This is a genomic window from Pseudomonas sp. PDM20 (assembly GCF_014852575.3).
Lineage (GTDB): Bacteria > Pseudomonadota > Gammaproteobacteria > Pseudomonadales > Pseudomonadaceae > Pseudomonas.
In genome coordinates this window covers 455,949-469,487 of record NZ_CM181224.1, presented here as the reverse complement: position 1 = coordinate 469,487, position 13,539 = coordinate 455,949, and the positions used below count along the sequence as shown (strand labels likewise).

Below are 13,539 nucleotides of genomic sequence, written 5' to 3'. Positions count from 1 at the left end.
AGAGCATGCAGCGCATGAACCTGTCCCTGCGCGAGCTGATCGGCCGCATCCACGATGGCGTGACGCAGATCGCCAGCGCCGCCGAAGAGCTGTCCGCGGTGACCGAGCAGACCAGCGCCGGGGTGAACAATCAAAAGGTCGAGACCGACCAGGTCGCTACTGCCATGAACGAGATGGCCGCCACCGTGCAGGAAGTCGCGCGCAACGCCGAGGAGGCCTCCGAGGCCGCCTCCGCCGCCGACCGCCAGGCCCGTGACGGTGAAGGCGCGGTGACCGAAGCGGTGACCCAAATGGATCGCCTGGCCGGCGAAGTCGGCCGCACCAACGAGTCGGTGCTCAAGCTCAAGCGCGAAAGCGAGAAGATCGGCAGCGTGCTGGACGTGATCAAGGCGGTCGCCGAGCAGACCAACCTGCTGGCGCTCAACGCCGCCATCGAAGCCGCCCGCGCGGGCGATGCCGGCCGTGGCTTCGCCGTGGTGGCTGATGAGGTACGCGGCCTGGCGCAGCGCACCCAGTCCTCCACCGAGGAGATCGAGGAGCTGATCGCCGGCCTGCAGAGCGGTACCCAGCAGGCCGTGCAGATGATGGAAACCAGCCGCGACCTGACCGTCAGCACCGTCGACCTGACCCGCCGCGCCGGCGAGCGCCTGGGCGCCATCACCCGCACCGTGTCGACCATCCAGTCGATGAACCAGCAGATCGCCGCCGCTTCCGAGCAACAGAGCGCCGTGGCCGAAGAGATCAACCGCAGCGTGATGAACGTGCGCGACATCTCCGAGCAGACCGCCGCCGCCAGCGAGGAGACCGCGGCTTCCAGCGTCGAGCTGGCGCGCCTGGGCAACGAGCTGCAGGTGCTGGTCAGCCGCTTCCGCGTCTGATCCGGCCCCGCCACGCAAAAGGCCCGCGCACTGCGGGCCTTTTTTATTCTGCGCAGGGTTTCCGCTGCAGGAGCGACAGCCAGGGTGGCTTTTGTAGGATGGGTGGAGCGCAGCGATACCCATGCTGTCGGCGCGCGATGTTTGATGGGTATCGCTTCGCTCCACACCATCCTACGAGGCGCTACAACGGCGCTCTTGGCAACAGGAAGCCGTACCGAGCCGGAAACATCGCGACAAATTCCCGCCTTCAGTTTCCCCTTTCGCCGCCGATAGCCTCTGACGCACGAAGATGCGTCCCGACAATTGCGCCTCGCCTCTGCACACTCGTTCTTGCCAGCCACGGGCCGTCGATCCCGTGGCGACGCCTGCCTGGAGTTTTCGACATGTACGATTGGCTAGTAGTACAGCTGGGACGCCTGAACGTCAGCCTGAAGCTGGTGGTGGGCTTCGGCATCCTCCTCTTCCTCACCCTGCTGGTGCTGCTCAGCGGCCTGCACAGCCTGGATAACCAGGCCGAGCGCGGCGAGCAGATGGCGACCATCACCGAACTCAACGACCTCAGCCAGCAGGCCAATCTCGCGCGCCTGCAGTTCGAGCTGGGCGGCGATCGCAGCCAGGCCGAGCGCGTCGAACAGCACAGCACGAAGATGCTGGAACTGATCGAGCAGCGCCTGAAAGACAGCGATATCGACGCCAGGCAGCTGGCAGCAGCGCGCCAGGCCGTCGGCGAGTACCGCGAAGCCTTCAGCGCGCTGACCCGCGCCGTCGACCAGCGCACCCAGGCCCGCGGCACCCTGGTAGGCAGCGCGCAGAGCGCCCTGCAGGCCTTCGAGGCGCTGGACAAGCAACTCTTCGAGCTGCTCGCCGAACAACCCGGCGACGCCCCGTTGCTGCATGGCGCACAGGCCGTCGGCCAGCTGCACCAGCAACTGCTGGTGGTGCGCTACCAGGTACGTGGCTATGTCTTCGAACAATCCGCCAGCGCCGAACAGGCCGCGTTCGCCGCCTTCGACAAGCTGCGCGACACCGGCACAGCCCTGCAGAGCCAACTGCCGGCCATCGCCGCCGACGGCCTGGGTACCGCGCTCAAGGACCTGCAGAACTACCGCAGCGGCATCGAGCATTTCCGCGAAGGGGTGAACGCCACCCAGCAGGCCCGCAAGGCGCTGAGCGGCGCCAGCGATGCATTGCTCGCCGCAGCCGACCGCCTCTACGACGACACCCTGGCGCGCAACGACGCCGAGACCGCTGCCGCCAAGACCCGGCAGATCCTCATCGCCGTGCTCGCCCTGGCCTTTGGCTTCCTCTCCGGCTGGGCCATCAACCGCCAGATCGTCCGCCCGCTGCACGAGGCCCTGGAGCTGGCCGAGCGCATTGCCCAGGGCGACCTCTCCCAGGGGCTGTCGCGCGACCTCAACCTGCAGCGCAGCGACGAGCTGGGCCAGTTGCAGCGGGTGATGCTGCGCATGCGCGAGAGCCTGGCGCAGCTGCTCGGCCACATCGGCGGCAGCGTCAGCCAGCTGGCCACCGCCGCCGACGAACTCTCCGCGGTCACCGAGCAGACCCGCGCCGGGGTGAACAGCCAGCGCGTGGAAACCGAGCAGGTTGCCAGCGCCATCCATGAAATGGCCGCCACCGTGCAGGAAGTCGCGCGCAACGCCGAACAGGCTTCCGCCGCCGCCCAGCAAGCCGACCAGCAGGCCCGCGAGGGGGAGCGGGTGGTGCAGGACGCGGTCAACCAGATCGACCGCCTGGCCACCGAGGTGGATCGCTCCGCCGAGGCCATGGAACTGCTGCGCAAGGAGAGCGAGAAGATCGGCAGCGTGCTGGACGTGATCAAGTCGGTGGCCGAGCAGACCAACCTGCTGGCGCTCAACGCCGCCATCGAGGCCGCCCGCGCCGGCGAGGCCGGGCGTGGTTTTGCCGTGGTCGCCGATGAGGTGCGCGGCCTGGCCCAGCGCACGCAGTCTTCCACCGCCGAGATCGAGGGCCTGATCGCCGGCCTGCAGCGCGGCGCCCAGGAAGCAGTGACGCGCATGGACGACAGCCGCCGCCTGACCGGCAGCTCGGTGGAACTGACCCGCCGTGCCGGCGAGGCGCTGGGCGTGATCGCCCGCACCGTGGCCGACATCCAGGGCATGAACCTGCAGATCGCCTCGGCCGCCGAGGAGCAGAGCAGCGTTGCCGAGGAGATCAACCGCAGCGTGGTACAGGTGCGCGAAATCGCCGACCAGTCCGCCGCCGCCAGCGAGCAGACAGCCAGCTCCAGCACCGAGCTGGCGCGCCTGGGCAACGAGCTGCAACTGCAGGTGGGCCGCTTCCGCCTGTGAGGCGCCAGTCGGTCGGTGCGCCCGCGCCGACCGACAACGGCAGGACAGTTGTCATGCGCATGGCGTAGGATCGGTCACTCGCCAACCAGGGAGAGTGACCATGCGCCCGCTGACCATCGATATCGACGAACTGGCCTTCGCGCTCGATACCCAGGGTAGCGATCACTACCTCGATCTGTTCAGTGGCCAGGTACTGCTGATCCCCGAAGAAGACCCGGACCCGGAGCTGGCCGAGTTGCTGCACCGCGAGCCGGAGCGCCTGCTGCCCATCGAGCCGCTGAGCAGTGGCCAGTCGCTGGAGCTGATGCGCGACTTCCTCCGCGAAGTGCCCGAACCCCACGCCTATTCCGCCCTGGCCAACGCCATCGAGGGGCGCAAACCGTTCAAGGCCTTCCGCCACGTGCTGATGGGCTATCCGGAGCTGCTGCAGGCCTGGTACGTCTACCAGGGCGAGCGCCTGCGCGAATGCGCGCTGGACTGGCTCGCCGACAACCAGATCCAGCCGGCGGGGCGCAGCTCCGGCGCTTACCTGTAGAGCCGCCTCGAACACCGGATCAGCCTGTAGGGCGCATAACGCCCTAGGCGTTATCCGCCGTTTTGGCGGCGGATAACCCGTGCCGGGTTATTCGCCCTACGTGTGTCAGTCCGCAGCGGCGATTGCCCTCTCCCTAACCCTCTCCCTGAAGGGAGAGGGGACCGTTCGGTTTCAAGCGTACTGCCGAGCTGGCCGGCGAGTCCGTACCGCGCCCTCTCCCTTCAGGGAGAGGGCTGGTCCGAGCGCAAAAGATCAGGGCAGGTGCTGGCCCATGAGAGCATGCCCCGCCGCACCAACAAAAACGCCGCCCCGAAGGGCGGCGTTCTCGTTTCCAGCCGGTAAGGATCAGCCTTTCGGCGCCTCGCTGGAGATCGGCCTGGCTTGCGCCGCCGTGGCCTGCCAGCCGCCGCCGAGAGCCTTGTACAGGTTGACCTCGCTGGTCAGCTGGTTGAGGCGGTCGGTGATCAGCTGCTGCTGGGCACTGAACAGCGAGCGCTGCGCGTCGAGCACGGTGAGGTAGTTGTCCACACCGGTGCGGTAGCGCTTGTCGGCCAGGCGGTAGTACTCGCTGGTGGCGTCCACCAGCGAGCGCTGCGCCTGCAGTTGCTCGTTGAAGGTGCCGCGCGCGGCGAGGCCGTCGGCGACCTCGGAGAAGGCCGTCTGGATGGCTTTCTCGTACTGCGCCACGTTGATGTCCTTCTGCACCTTGGCCAGGTCCAGGCTCGCCTGCAGGCTGCCGGCGTTGAAGATCGGCAAGGTGATCGAAGGCTTGAACAGCCAGCTGCCGGAGCCACCGTCGAACAGGCCGGACAGGTCCGGGCTGAGGCTGCCGGCGTTGGCGGTGAGGCTGATGTTCGGGAAGAACGCCGCCCGCGCCGCGCCGATATTGGCGTTGGCCGCCTTGAGCTGGTGCTCCGCCTGGAGGATGTCCGGGCGGCGCTGCAGCAGGTCGGAAGGCAGGCCCGCCGGCACGGTGGCCAGCAGCTCGTCGGACAGCTGGCGGCCCTGCGGCAGGTCGCCCGGCAGACCGGAACCCAGCAGCAGGACCAGCGCGTTCTGGTCCTGCGCGACCAGACGGGTGTATTGCGCCAGGGTCGCCCGCGCGCTTTCCACCGAGGTCTGCGACTGGCGCAGGTCGAGGGCCGAGGCGACGCCCACTTCGTAGCTGCGCTTGGTCAGGTCGTAGCTCTTCTGGTAGGTGGCCAGGGTGTTGCGGGTCAGCTCCAGCTGGGCCTGGTCGGCGCGCAGCGTCAGGTAGGCGTTGGCAACGTTGGCCACCAGGCTGGTCTGGGTGCTGCGGCGGGCCTCTTCGCTGGCGAAGTAGGTTTCCAGCGCCTGGTCACGCAGGGCGCGCAGGCGGCCGAACAGGTCGAGCTCCCAGGAAGTCACGCCCAGGGTCGCGCCGTACTGGCTGCTGATCATCGAGCTGCCGGTGGTCGACAGGTCGGCCGGCAGGCGCTGGCGCGAACCGGTGATGCCGGCGTCCACCGCCGGGAACAGGTCGGCCCGCTGGATGCGGTACTGCGCCCGGTAGGCTTCGATGTTCAGCGCGGCGACGCGCAGGTCACGGTTGTTTTCCAGCGACACTTCGACCAGTCGCTGCAGTTGCGGGTCCTTGAAGAACTCGCGCCAGCCGATGTCGGCGCCGGCAGTCGCCGGCTGCCCCGCATCGTAGGCATCGCCCTGCGGATAAGCCGCGGCCACGGGCGCCTCGGGGCGCTCGTAGTCGGGGATCAGCGAGCAGCCGGACAACACGCCGGCTGCTATGGCGAGGGACAGTAAGGACTTTCTCATATCAATGCCCCTTCTCGGTGGATTCCTGTTCCTTGGACGCGGCGTCCTTGAACAGGGTACTGACCACCACGTAGAACAACGGCACCCAGAAGATCGCGAGGACGGTCGCGGTGACCATGCCGCCGATCACGCCGGTACCGATCGCATGCTGGCTGCCGGAGCCGGCGCCAGTGGAAATCGCCAGCGGCACCACGCCGAGGATGAACGCCAGGGAGGTCATGACGATCGGGCGCAGACGCATCCGGCAGGCCTCGATGGCCGCCTCGACGATGCCCTTGCCCTGCTCGTGCAGTTCCTTGGCGAACTCGACGATCAGGATCGCGTTCTTCGCCGACAGGCCGATGGTCGTCAACAGACCCACCTGGAAGAACACGTCGTTGGACAGGCCGCGCATGGACGTCGCCAGCAGTGCACCGATGACGCCCAGCGGCACCACCAGCATCACCGAGAACGGAATCGACCAGCTCTCGTACAGCGCCGCCAGGCAGAGGAACACCACGATCAGCGACAGGGCATAGAGCGCGGGAGCCTGCGAGCCGGACAGGCGTTCCTCGTAGGACAGACCGGTCCAGGCATAGCCGACGCCCTTGGGCAGTTGCTTGACGATGTCCTCGACCGCCGCCATGGCCTCACCGGTGGAACGGCCCGGGGCCGGTTCACCGAGGACTTCCATGGCCGGCACGCCGTTGTAGCGCGCCAGCTTCGGCGAGCCATAGCTCCACTCGCCGGTAGCGAAGGCGCTGAACGGCACCATCTCGCCGGAGCTGTTGCGCACGTACCACTTGTCCAGGTCTTCCGGGCTCATCCGCGCGTTCGGGCGGCCTTGCAGGTAGACCTTCTTCACCCGACCACGGTCGATGAAGTCGTTGACGTAGTTCGAACCCCAGGCGATGGAGATGGTGCTGTTGATGTCCGCCAGGGAGACGCCCAGCGCACTGGCCTTCTCGTCGTCGATCAGCAGCTTGTACTGCGGTTCGTCGTTCAGGCCGTTGGGACGCACGCGCTGCAGTACCGGGTTCTGTGCGGCAAGACCAAGGAACTGGTTGCGCGCCTGCATCAGCACTTCGTGGCCGACGCCGGCCTGGTCCTGGAGGAAGATGTCGAAGCCCACGGCGTTACCCAGTTCGAGTACTGCCGGCGGGGCGAAGGCGAACACCATCGCGTCCTTGAAGCTGAAGAAGTGCTGCTGCGCGCGCTGGGCCAGCGCGAACACGCTGTTCTCCGCGCCCGGACGCTCTTCCCAGGGCTTGAGCATGATGAACGCCATGCCCGAGCTCTGGCCACGGCCGGCGAAGTTGAAGCCGGTCACGGTGAACACCGAGTTCACCGAGCTGCTTTCCTTGTCCAGCAGGTACTCGCGCATGGAGTCCACCACCACCTGGGTGCGCTCGGCGGACGAACCGGCCGGGGTCTGCACCTGGGCGAACAGCACGCCCTGGTCCTCGTCAGGGAGGAACGCAGTGGGGATGCGGGTGAACAGGAAGACCATGCCGCCGAGGATCAGCACGTACATCAGCAGGTACGGCACGCGGTGCTTGAGGATCGAGGTGACGCCGCGCTCGTAGCCGTGGGTGGTGGAGAGGAACGCACGGTTGAACCAGCCGAAGAAGCCGCGCTTGTGCTCGCCGTGGTCGCCCTTCTCGATGGGCTTGAGCATGGTGGCGCAGAGCGCCGGGGTCAGCACCAGGGCCACCAGCACCGACAGGGCCATGGCCGAGACGATGGTGATGGAGAACTGGCGGTAGATCACCCCGGTGGAGCCGCCGAAGAACGCCATCGGCAGGAATACCGCCGAGAGCACCAGGGCGATACCCACCAGCGCACCCTGGATCTGGCCCATCGACTTGCGCGCCGCCTCGCGGGGCGACAGGCCTTCCTCGGCCATCACCCGCTCGACGTTTTCCACCACCACGATGGCGTCGTCCACCAACAGGCCGATCGCCAGCACCATGCCGAACATGGTCAGGGTGTTGATCGAGAAGCCGAAGGCGGCGAGTACGCCGAAGGTGCCCAGCAGGACCACCGGCACGGCGATCGTCGGGATCAGCGTGGCGCGGAAGTTCTGCAGGAACAGGTACATCACCAGGAACACCAGCAGGATCGCTTCGCCCAGGGTCTTCACCACCTCATGGATCGAGGCGGAAACCACCGGGGTGGTGTCGTACGGGTAGACGATCTTCATGCCCTGCGGGAAGAACGGCTCCAGCGTGGCCAGGGTGGCGCGGATCGACTTGGCGGTGTCCAGCGCGTTGGCGCCGGTGGCCAGCTTGATTGCGATACCCGAGGCCGGCTTGCCGTTGAACTGCGCATTGATGCTGTAGTCCTGGCCGCCCAGGGCGACATCGGCGACGTCCTTCAGGCGGACCTGGGAGCCGTCGGCGTTGACCTTGAGCAGGATGTCCTTGAACTGCTCGGCGCTCTGCAGGCGGGTCTTGCCGATGATGGTGGCGTTGAGCTGCTGCCCCTTCACCGCAGGCAGGCCGCCCAGCTGGCCGGAGGAGATCTGCACGTTCTGCGCCTGGATCGCCGTCTTCACGTCGCCCGGGGTCATCTGGAAGCTGTTGAGCTTCGCCGGGTCCAGCCAGATGCGCATGGCGTACTGCGAACCGAACACCTGGAAGTCGCCCACGCCAGCGGTCCGCGACAGCGGGTCCTGGATGTTGGAGACGATGTAGTTCGACAGGTCTTCCTTGGTCATGCTGCCGTCTTCGGAGACGACGCCGACCACCATCAGGAAGTTCTTCACCGCCTTGGTCACGCGGATGCCCTGCTGCTGCACTTCCTGCGGCAGGAGCGGCGTGGCCAGCTGCAGCTTGTTCTGCACCTGAACCTGGGCGATGTCAGGGCTGGTGCCCTGGTCGAAGGTCACGGTGATGGTCATGCTGCCGTCGGAGTTGGACTCCGAGGAGATGTAGCGCAGATGGTCGAGACCGTTCATCTGCTGCTCGATGACCTGCACCACGGTGTCCTGCACCGTCTCGGCGGAGGCGCCCGGGTAGCTCACCTGGATGGCGATGGCCGGCGGCGCAATGGCCGGGTACTGGTTCACCGGCAACTTGAGGATCGACAGACCGCCCGCCAGCATGATCACCAGGGCGATCACCCAGGCGAAGATGGGCCGGTCAATGAAAAACTTCGACATTACGAATCCCCTTGATTAACCCTGCTTGGCCGGTTGAGCGGCGGCGGGCTTGTCGGCGGCACCGGCGGTGGGCGCCACGTTCTTCGCGGGTACGGCCTTGGCCTGGGCGCCCGGCTGGACGTACTGCAGGCCTTCGGTGATCAGGCGGTCGCCGGCCTTCAGGCCATCGCTGACCAGCCAGTAGGCACCGACGGTGCGGTCGGCCTTGATGGTGCGCAGCTCGACCTTGTCCTGGGCATTGAGCACCAGCGCGGTCGCCATGCCACGGAAGTCACGGGTCACGCCCTGCTGCGGCGCCAGGATGGCCTGTTTCTTGATGCCCTCTTCCAGCTGCGCATGGACGAACATGCCCGGCAGCAGCTCCTTGTTCGGGTTGGGGAAGATGGCGCGCACGGTCACCGAGCCGGTGCCCTGGTCAACCGAGACCTCGGAGAACTCCAGCTTGCCCTCGACGGGGTATTCGGAGCCGTCTTCCAGGTACAGCTTGACCTTGGCGGCGTTGTCGCCGGCCTTCTCCAGCTGCCCGGCGGCCAGCTCGCGGCGCAGGCGGATCAGCGAAGTGGAGGATTGGGTGACGTCGACGTAGATCGGGTCCAGCTGCTGCACGGTGGCCAGCGCGGTGCTCTGGCCGTTCTGCACCAGGGCGCCTTCGGTCACGCTGGAGCGGCCGATACGGCCGGAGATCGGCGAGTAGACCTTGGTGTAGCGCACGTTGATCTGGGCGCTGTCGACAGTGGCCTTGGCCTGCAGGTAGGCGGCCTGGGCGTCGGCGTACTGCTGCTTGCTCACCGCCTCGTCCTTGACCAGTTCCTTGTAGCGTTCGGCCTGCTGCTGGGTGGATACCAGGTTGGCCTGGGCGCTCTGCAGCGTCGCCTGGTAAGTGGCCGGGTCGATCTGATACAGCTGCTGGCCTTCCTTGACGTCGCTACCTTCCTTGAACAGACGCTTGAGGATGATGCCGTTCACCTGCGGGCGAACTTCGGCAATGCGATACGCGGTAGTACGGCCCGGCAGTTCGGTGCTCAGGGTGACTTCCTGCGGCTGCAGGGTCACTACACCGACCTCGGGGATCTGCTTCTCCTGCGGGGCCTGGGCTTTGTCGCAGCCGGCAAGAGTGGCCATGGCGACGAGCAGGGCCGGGACCAGGGCGCGCATGGCTGGCTTTCGTTGCATATCGTTGTCCTCGTGAGCAAAGCATCCGGTTTGGCTGTGGGCTTGCCGGTCCGGAAAAGCTGGCAAAAATACTTACATTCAGCTGTGTTTGTAAACGTCCGAAAGCCCTGAGGGAAACCTACTGAAACGTTTTAGCCTTTGGCTGATAACGCAGTAGGTTTCCCGCAAGGCAGTCGCGGCGATGAACAAAGTTGATAACATCAACTAAAATACGAAAAAATGGTTGAGCCGATCAACCTGATTTACACAAGACTTACCGTGACCGAGCCGATGACCCACAACGTGAATCCCGACCTGCCACAGACCCTGATGAAGGTCCTCGACCACTTGCGCGAGAGCCTCCAGGACCAACTGTGCGCGGAGGGCATCGACCTCACGCCACCGGACATCCGCCTGCTCGAACTGATCGGCGCCGATGCCGGCCAGAGCCTGCAGAGCCTCGGCCGCAAGATGTGCCGCGACAAGGCACTGGTGACCCGCAAGATCCGTGAGATGGAGACGCTGGGTCTGGTGCGTCGCGAGCGCAACCCGGGTGACCAGCGCAGCTTCCAGCTGTTCCTGACCGAGGCCGGGAGCCGTGTCGACGAGCGTACCCAGGCCATCCTCGCACGGACCCATGACAGTCTGTTCGCGCCGCTGGACGACGACGAGCAACGCACCCTCACCCAGCTCCTGCGGCAGTGCCTGCAGGGTCACGCGGACTGACAGCACAAACGAAAACGCCGGCATTCGCCGGCGTTTTCGCAATCCTGCGTCTTACTGACGCACCCCTTCGACCGACAGGGTCAGCTCGACTTCCTGGGAAGCCGGGCCGAGATCGCGCTGGATGTTGAAGTCTTTCAGCTTGAGGGTGGTGGTGCCGAGGAAGCCGGCACGGTAGCCGCCCCACGGGTCATCGCCCTGGCCGATCAGTTCAGCCTTGATGGTGACCGGCTTGGTCACGCCGTTCAGGGTCAGGTTGCCGGTGATCTCGGCATTCTTGCCATCGGCCTTCACGCCGGTGGATTCGAAGGTCGCGGTCGGGTTCTTCGAGACGTTCAGGAAGTCCGCGCTGCGCAGGTGCTTGTCACGCTCGGCGTGATTGGAGTTCACGCTGTTGGTGTTGATGGTCACCTTGACCTTGTCGGCGGACGGGTTCTTCTCGTCGAAGGTGAAGGCACCGTCGAAGTCGTCGAAGCGGCCGTACAGCCAGCTGTAACCCAGGTGTTTGATGCGGAACTCGATGAAGGCGTGCTGGCCTTCCTTGTCGATCTTGTAGTCCGCGGCCATGGCCTGGCCAGCGGAGAACAGGGCGGTACCCAGCGCCAGAGCGGCGAACGTCTTCTTCAGCATTGAAGCAATCTCCCTTTGAGGTGAGGTGTTATTTCGCGGCACGACCGAGCATGCGGACCAGCGTCTCATCACGGTCGAAGAAATGGTGTTTGAACGCCGCCAGGGCGTGCAGCACGGCCAGTACAACCAGGGTCCAGGCCAGGTACAGGTGAATGGCGCCGGCGATGTCGGCCTGGTCGGTGATGCCGCTCAGGGTGGCGGGCACGTCGAACCAGCCGAACACGCTGATGGGTTTGCCTTCGGCGGTGGAGATCAGGTAGCCGGCGACGATCACCGCGAACAGCAGCGCGTAGAGCGCCAGGTGGCCGAGCCTGGTGGCCAGGCGGGTCATCTGGCCATGGTTGGCCGGGGTCGGTGGCGCCGGGCTGATGAAGCGCCAGAGCACGCGCACGATCAGGGCGATAGCCAGGAGGATGCCGATGCTTTTGTGGATTTCCGGAGCGCGGTGGTACCAGGTGTCGTAGTAGTCCAGCTCGCGCATCCACAGGCCTAGGCCGAACAGGCCGAAGACCACCAGCGCACTGCCCCAGTGCAGGAACAGGCTGACCAGTCCGTAGCGAGCGGGGGAATTACGCCATTGCATCGATCGACATCCTTGAAAACGGGAATTCAAGACTAGCGGTTAATCCATCGAAGAAAAGCAGAAAAATCTGCTTTGAAACATCGACTGACAAGATAGGTCCGAGTCTGAAACGCCCGTCCCAGAGCAGAAACGACAATGCCGGCTTTCGCCGGCATTGTCGGGGTGGAGCAGGTTCGGTCAGAACGGCAGCCAGGACATGATGCCCTTCTTCTCGCCCTTGGCATCGGCCGGCTTGTCGCTGGCGGCCGGCTTGTTGTCAGCCACCAGGGACGCGCCTTCGAGCACCGGCGTCTTGCCGGCGTAGAGGTCGCGGACCTGGCTGGCGGCACGCTTGCCGCTGCGCAGGGCGCCTTCGATGGTGCCCGGGTAGAGCGCATCGGTGTGCTCGCCGGCGAAGGCCACGCGGGACACCGGGGTCTCCCACACACGCCAGAAGCGGCTGATCTGGCCCGGACCGAAGGCCAGGTAGGAACCGCCGGTGCCGGCGTCGGTGCTGTAGCGACGCATTTCGTAGCCGTCGTAGGCGCCGCGCATCTTCGGGTAGTACTTGTTCATGCGGATCAGCACCTGCTCGGAGAGCTGGCGGTCGCCGAAGGCCTGCATCACGCGGGCGTTGTCGCCGGACAGGTTGATCAGCACGTTGGCGCCGCCCTTGGTCGCGGGCTCGACCCAGATCATGCCCAGGCCCTGGTCGCTGTAGATCTCGCCGGAGAGGCGCGACTTGTCGTCCCACACCGGGCGCTTGAACTTCATCAGGATCTGGTCGCGCCAGCCGTAGTTGGTGCCCTTGAGGGCCGCCAGCTGCTTCTCGTTCAGGCCCGGGGTCAGGGTGATGTTGCCCAGGGCGCGCAGCGGCACGGCCAGCACCAGGTAGTCGGCGGTGTAGCCGGTGGCGCCGACCTTGACGGTCACGCCGTCCTTGTCCTGGCTGATCGAGGTGACCTTGGCGTTGGTCTTGATGGTCTTGATCTGCTTGACGAAGGCCTGGGCTAGCACCTGGCTGCCGCCGGGCAGACGCGACGCGCGCAGGTCACGGTCGTCGACGCCGCGGTACACGCGGCCCTGCTGGGCGAGGTAGAGCAGCGACAGGCGCGACGGTTCGTCGTAGTGCGAACGGATGCGCTGGTTGACCAGCAGGCGCGCGGTCGGCGACAGGTTCAGCTTGTCCAGCCAGCGCGCGGCGGTGAGCTGGTCGAGGGCGAACAGGGTCTTGTTCGCCAGCGGGTTGAGCGGGTCGTCGATGGAGGCGGACAGCTCGTTCAGGGACTTCTCGAAGCGCTCGAGGTCCGCGGCGACGGCCGGCATCTTGGCCTTCAGGTCGGCGCTGGTGTAGTAGACGCCGTCGATCAGGTAGCTCGGGGTGCGGACGAATTCCGGCGCCGGCACCGAATTCACCTTCAGGGTTTCCAGGTAGCCGTTGAGGGTCGGCTGGACCTTCTTGTTGCCGATCCACTCGCTGGTGGCCAGGCCCGAACGACCGCCCACCTGCGGCTTGGCTTCCAGCAGGGTGACCTGCCAGCCCGCCTGCTGCAGCTCGTAGGCTGCGGAAAGACCGGCAAGACCGCCGCCGACCACGATGGCGGTCGGTTGTTTGTCCTTGCCCAGCGCCACTACGCTGAACACCCCCAGAGCAAGCAACGCGGCAGCGCGCAGCCATCCCATTTTCATCGCCAGACTTCCCCGAATCGGTGCAAAGGCGCGAAGCATACGTGAGCGCCCGAATGCCGAATAGCCGTGTTGGTCGGCTGCCCACCGCATGTGTCGTAGGACGT

The 13,539-nt window shown here is 66.0% G+C and carries 10 protein-coding genes and 1 pseudogene; 5 read left to right on the top strand and 6 right to left on the bottom strand.

What is annotated here, in order from left to right; all coding sequences use genetic code 11:
• The first annotated feature begins 5 nt into the window (after nucleotides 1–5).
• The 4 genes and pseudogenes from IB261_RS02255 to IB261_RS02240 all read left to right on the top strand — a co-directional run bounded on the left by IB261_RS02255 (nucleotide 6) and on the right by IB261_RS02240 (nucleotide 3,743).
• Nucleotides 6–878 (top strand): methyl-accepting chemotaxis protein, encoded by an 873-nt coding sequence (locus IB261_RS02255; RefSeq protein WP_405307715.1) that lies wholly within the window; start codon nucleotides 6–8, stop codon nucleotides 876–878.
• 98 nt (nucleotides 879–976) lie between these two features.
• Nucleotides 977–2,302 (top strand): annotated as a pseudogene (locus tag IB261_RS02250) (methyl-accepting chemotaxis protein); the annotation flags it as partial.
• 33 nt (nucleotides 2,303–2,335) lie between these two features.
• Nucleotides 2,336–3,208 carry a methyl-accepting chemotaxis protein gene (locus tag IB261_RS02245; protein ID WP_427871395.1) on the top strand — a complete coding sequence of 291 codons (873 nt, stop codon included), beginning with the start codon at nucleotides 2,336–2,338 and terminating at the stop codon, nucleotides 3,206–3,208.
• Between the two features lie 100 nt (nucleotides 3,209–3,308).
• Nucleotides 3,309–3,743 (top strand): UPF0158 family protein, encoded by a 435-nt coding sequence (locus tag IB261_RS02240; protein WP_192383333.1) that lies wholly within the window; start codon nucleotides 3,309–3,311, stop codon nucleotides 3,741–3,743.
• Between the two features lie 345 nt (nucleotides 3,744–4,088).
• On the opposite strand, the gene IB261_RS02235 is transcribed toward IB261_RS02240, so the two are convergent.
• The 3 genes from IB261_RS02235 to mexA are packed head-to-tail and all read right to left on the bottom strand — an operon-like array spanning nucleotide 4,089 to nucleotide 9,852.
• Nucleotides 4,089–5,537 (bottom strand): AdeC/AdeK/OprM family multidrug efflux complex outer membrane factor, encoded by a 1,449-nt coding sequence (locus IB261_RS02235; RefSeq protein ID WP_081519618.1) that lies wholly within the window; start codon nucleotides 5,535–5,537, stop codon nucleotides 4,089–4,091.
• A 1-nt stretch (nucleotide 5,538) separates the two neighbouring features.
• Nucleotides 5,539–8,679 carry an efflux RND transporter permease subunit gene (locus tag IB261_RS02230; RefSeq protein ID WP_081519617.1) on the bottom strand — a complete coding sequence of 1,047 codons (3,141 nt, stop codon included), beginning with the start codon at nucleotides 8,677–8,679 and terminating at the stop codon, nucleotides 5,539–5,541.
• A 15-nt stretch (nucleotides 8,680–8,694) separates the two neighbouring features.
• Nucleotides 8,695–9,852, bottom strand: a complete 1,158-nt coding sequence (gene mexA / locus IB261_RS02225) for a multidrug efflux RND transporter periplasmic adaptor subunit MexA (protein ID WP_192210396.1) — start codon at nucleotides 9,850–9,852, stop codon at nucleotides 8,695–8,697.
• A gap of 270 nt (nucleotides 9,853–10,122) precedes the next feature.
• Here mexA and IB261_RS02220 point away from each other — a divergent pair, with 270 nt between their 5' ends.
• The gene (locus IB261_RS02220; protein ID WP_139791640.1) at nucleotides 10,123–10,557 is read left to right on the top strand and encodes a MarR family winged helix-turn-helix transcriptional regulator; all 435 of its coding nucleotides are present in this window, start codon (nucleotides 10,123–10,125) and stop codon (nucleotides 10,555–10,557) included.
• Between the two features lie 51 nt (nucleotides 10,558–10,608).
• Here IB261_RS02220 and IB261_RS02215 read toward each other — a convergent pair whose 3' ends face one another.
• The 3 genes from IB261_RS02215 to IB261_RS02205 form a co-directional block, all read right to left on the bottom strand.
• On the bottom strand, nucleotides 10,609–11,184 hold the full coding sequence (locus IB261_RS02215; RefSeq protein ID WP_081519614.1) for a YceI family protein: 576 nt from the start codon (nucleotides 11,182–11,184) through the stop codon (nucleotides 10,609–10,611).
• Between the two features lie 28 nt (nucleotides 11,185–11,212).
• Complete coding sequence (locus IB261_RS02210) at nucleotides 11,213–11,767, bottom strand: cytochrome b (RefSeq protein ID WP_081519613.1); 555 nt, start codon at nucleotides 11,765–11,767, stop codon at nucleotides 11,213–11,215.
• Nucleotides 11,768–11,944: 177 nt separating this feature from the next.
• The gene (locus IB261_RS02205; RefSeq protein WP_192225475.1) at nucleotides 11,945–13,435 is read right to left on the bottom strand and encodes a flavin monoamine oxidase family protein; all 1,491 of its coding nucleotides are present in this window, start codon (nucleotides 13,433–13,435) and stop codon (nucleotides 11,945–11,947) included.
• Between the last annotated feature and the right edge of the window lie 104 nt (nucleotides 13,436–13,539).

Coding starts and splice junctions, on each gene's coding strand:
- IB261_RS02255 (WP_405307715.1), top strand. CDS start 6: ATGCAGCGCATGAACCTGTCCCTGCGCGAGCTGATCGGCCGCATCCAC.
- IB261_RS02245 (WP_427871395.1), top strand. CDS start 2,336: ATGCTGCGCATGCGCGAGAGCCTGGCGCAGCTGCTCGGCCACATCGGC.
- IB261_RS02240 (WP_192383333.1), top strand. CDS start 3,309: ATGCGCCCGCTGACCATCGATATCGACGAACTGGCCTTCGCGCTCGAT.
- IB261_RS02235 (WP_081519618.1), bottom strand. CDS start 5,537: ATGAGAAAGTCCTTACTGTCCCTCGCCATAGCAGCCGGCGTGTTGTCC.
- IB261_RS02230 (WP_081519617.1), bottom strand. CDS start 8,679: ATGTCGAAGTTTTTCATTGACCGGCCCATCTTCGCCTGGGTGATCGCC.
- mexA (WP_192210396.1), bottom strand. CDS start 9,852: ATGCAACGAAAGCCAGCCATGCGCGCCCTGGTCCCGGCCCTGCTCGTC.
- IB261_RS02220 (WP_139791640.1), top strand. CDS start 10,123: ATGACCCACAACGTGAATCCCGACCTGCCACAGACCCTGATGAAGGTC.
- IB261_RS02215 (WP_081519614.1), bottom strand. CDS start 11,184: ATGCTGAAGAAGACGTTCGCCGCTCTGGCGCTGGGTACCGCCCTGTTC.
- IB261_RS02210 (WP_081519613.1), bottom strand. CDS start 11,767: ATGCAATGGCGTAATTCCCCCGCTCGCTACGGACTGGTCAGCCTGTTC.
- IB261_RS02205 (WP_192225475.1), bottom strand. CDS start 13,435: ATGAAAATGGGATGGCTGCGCGCTGCCGCGTTGCTTGCTCTGGGGGTG.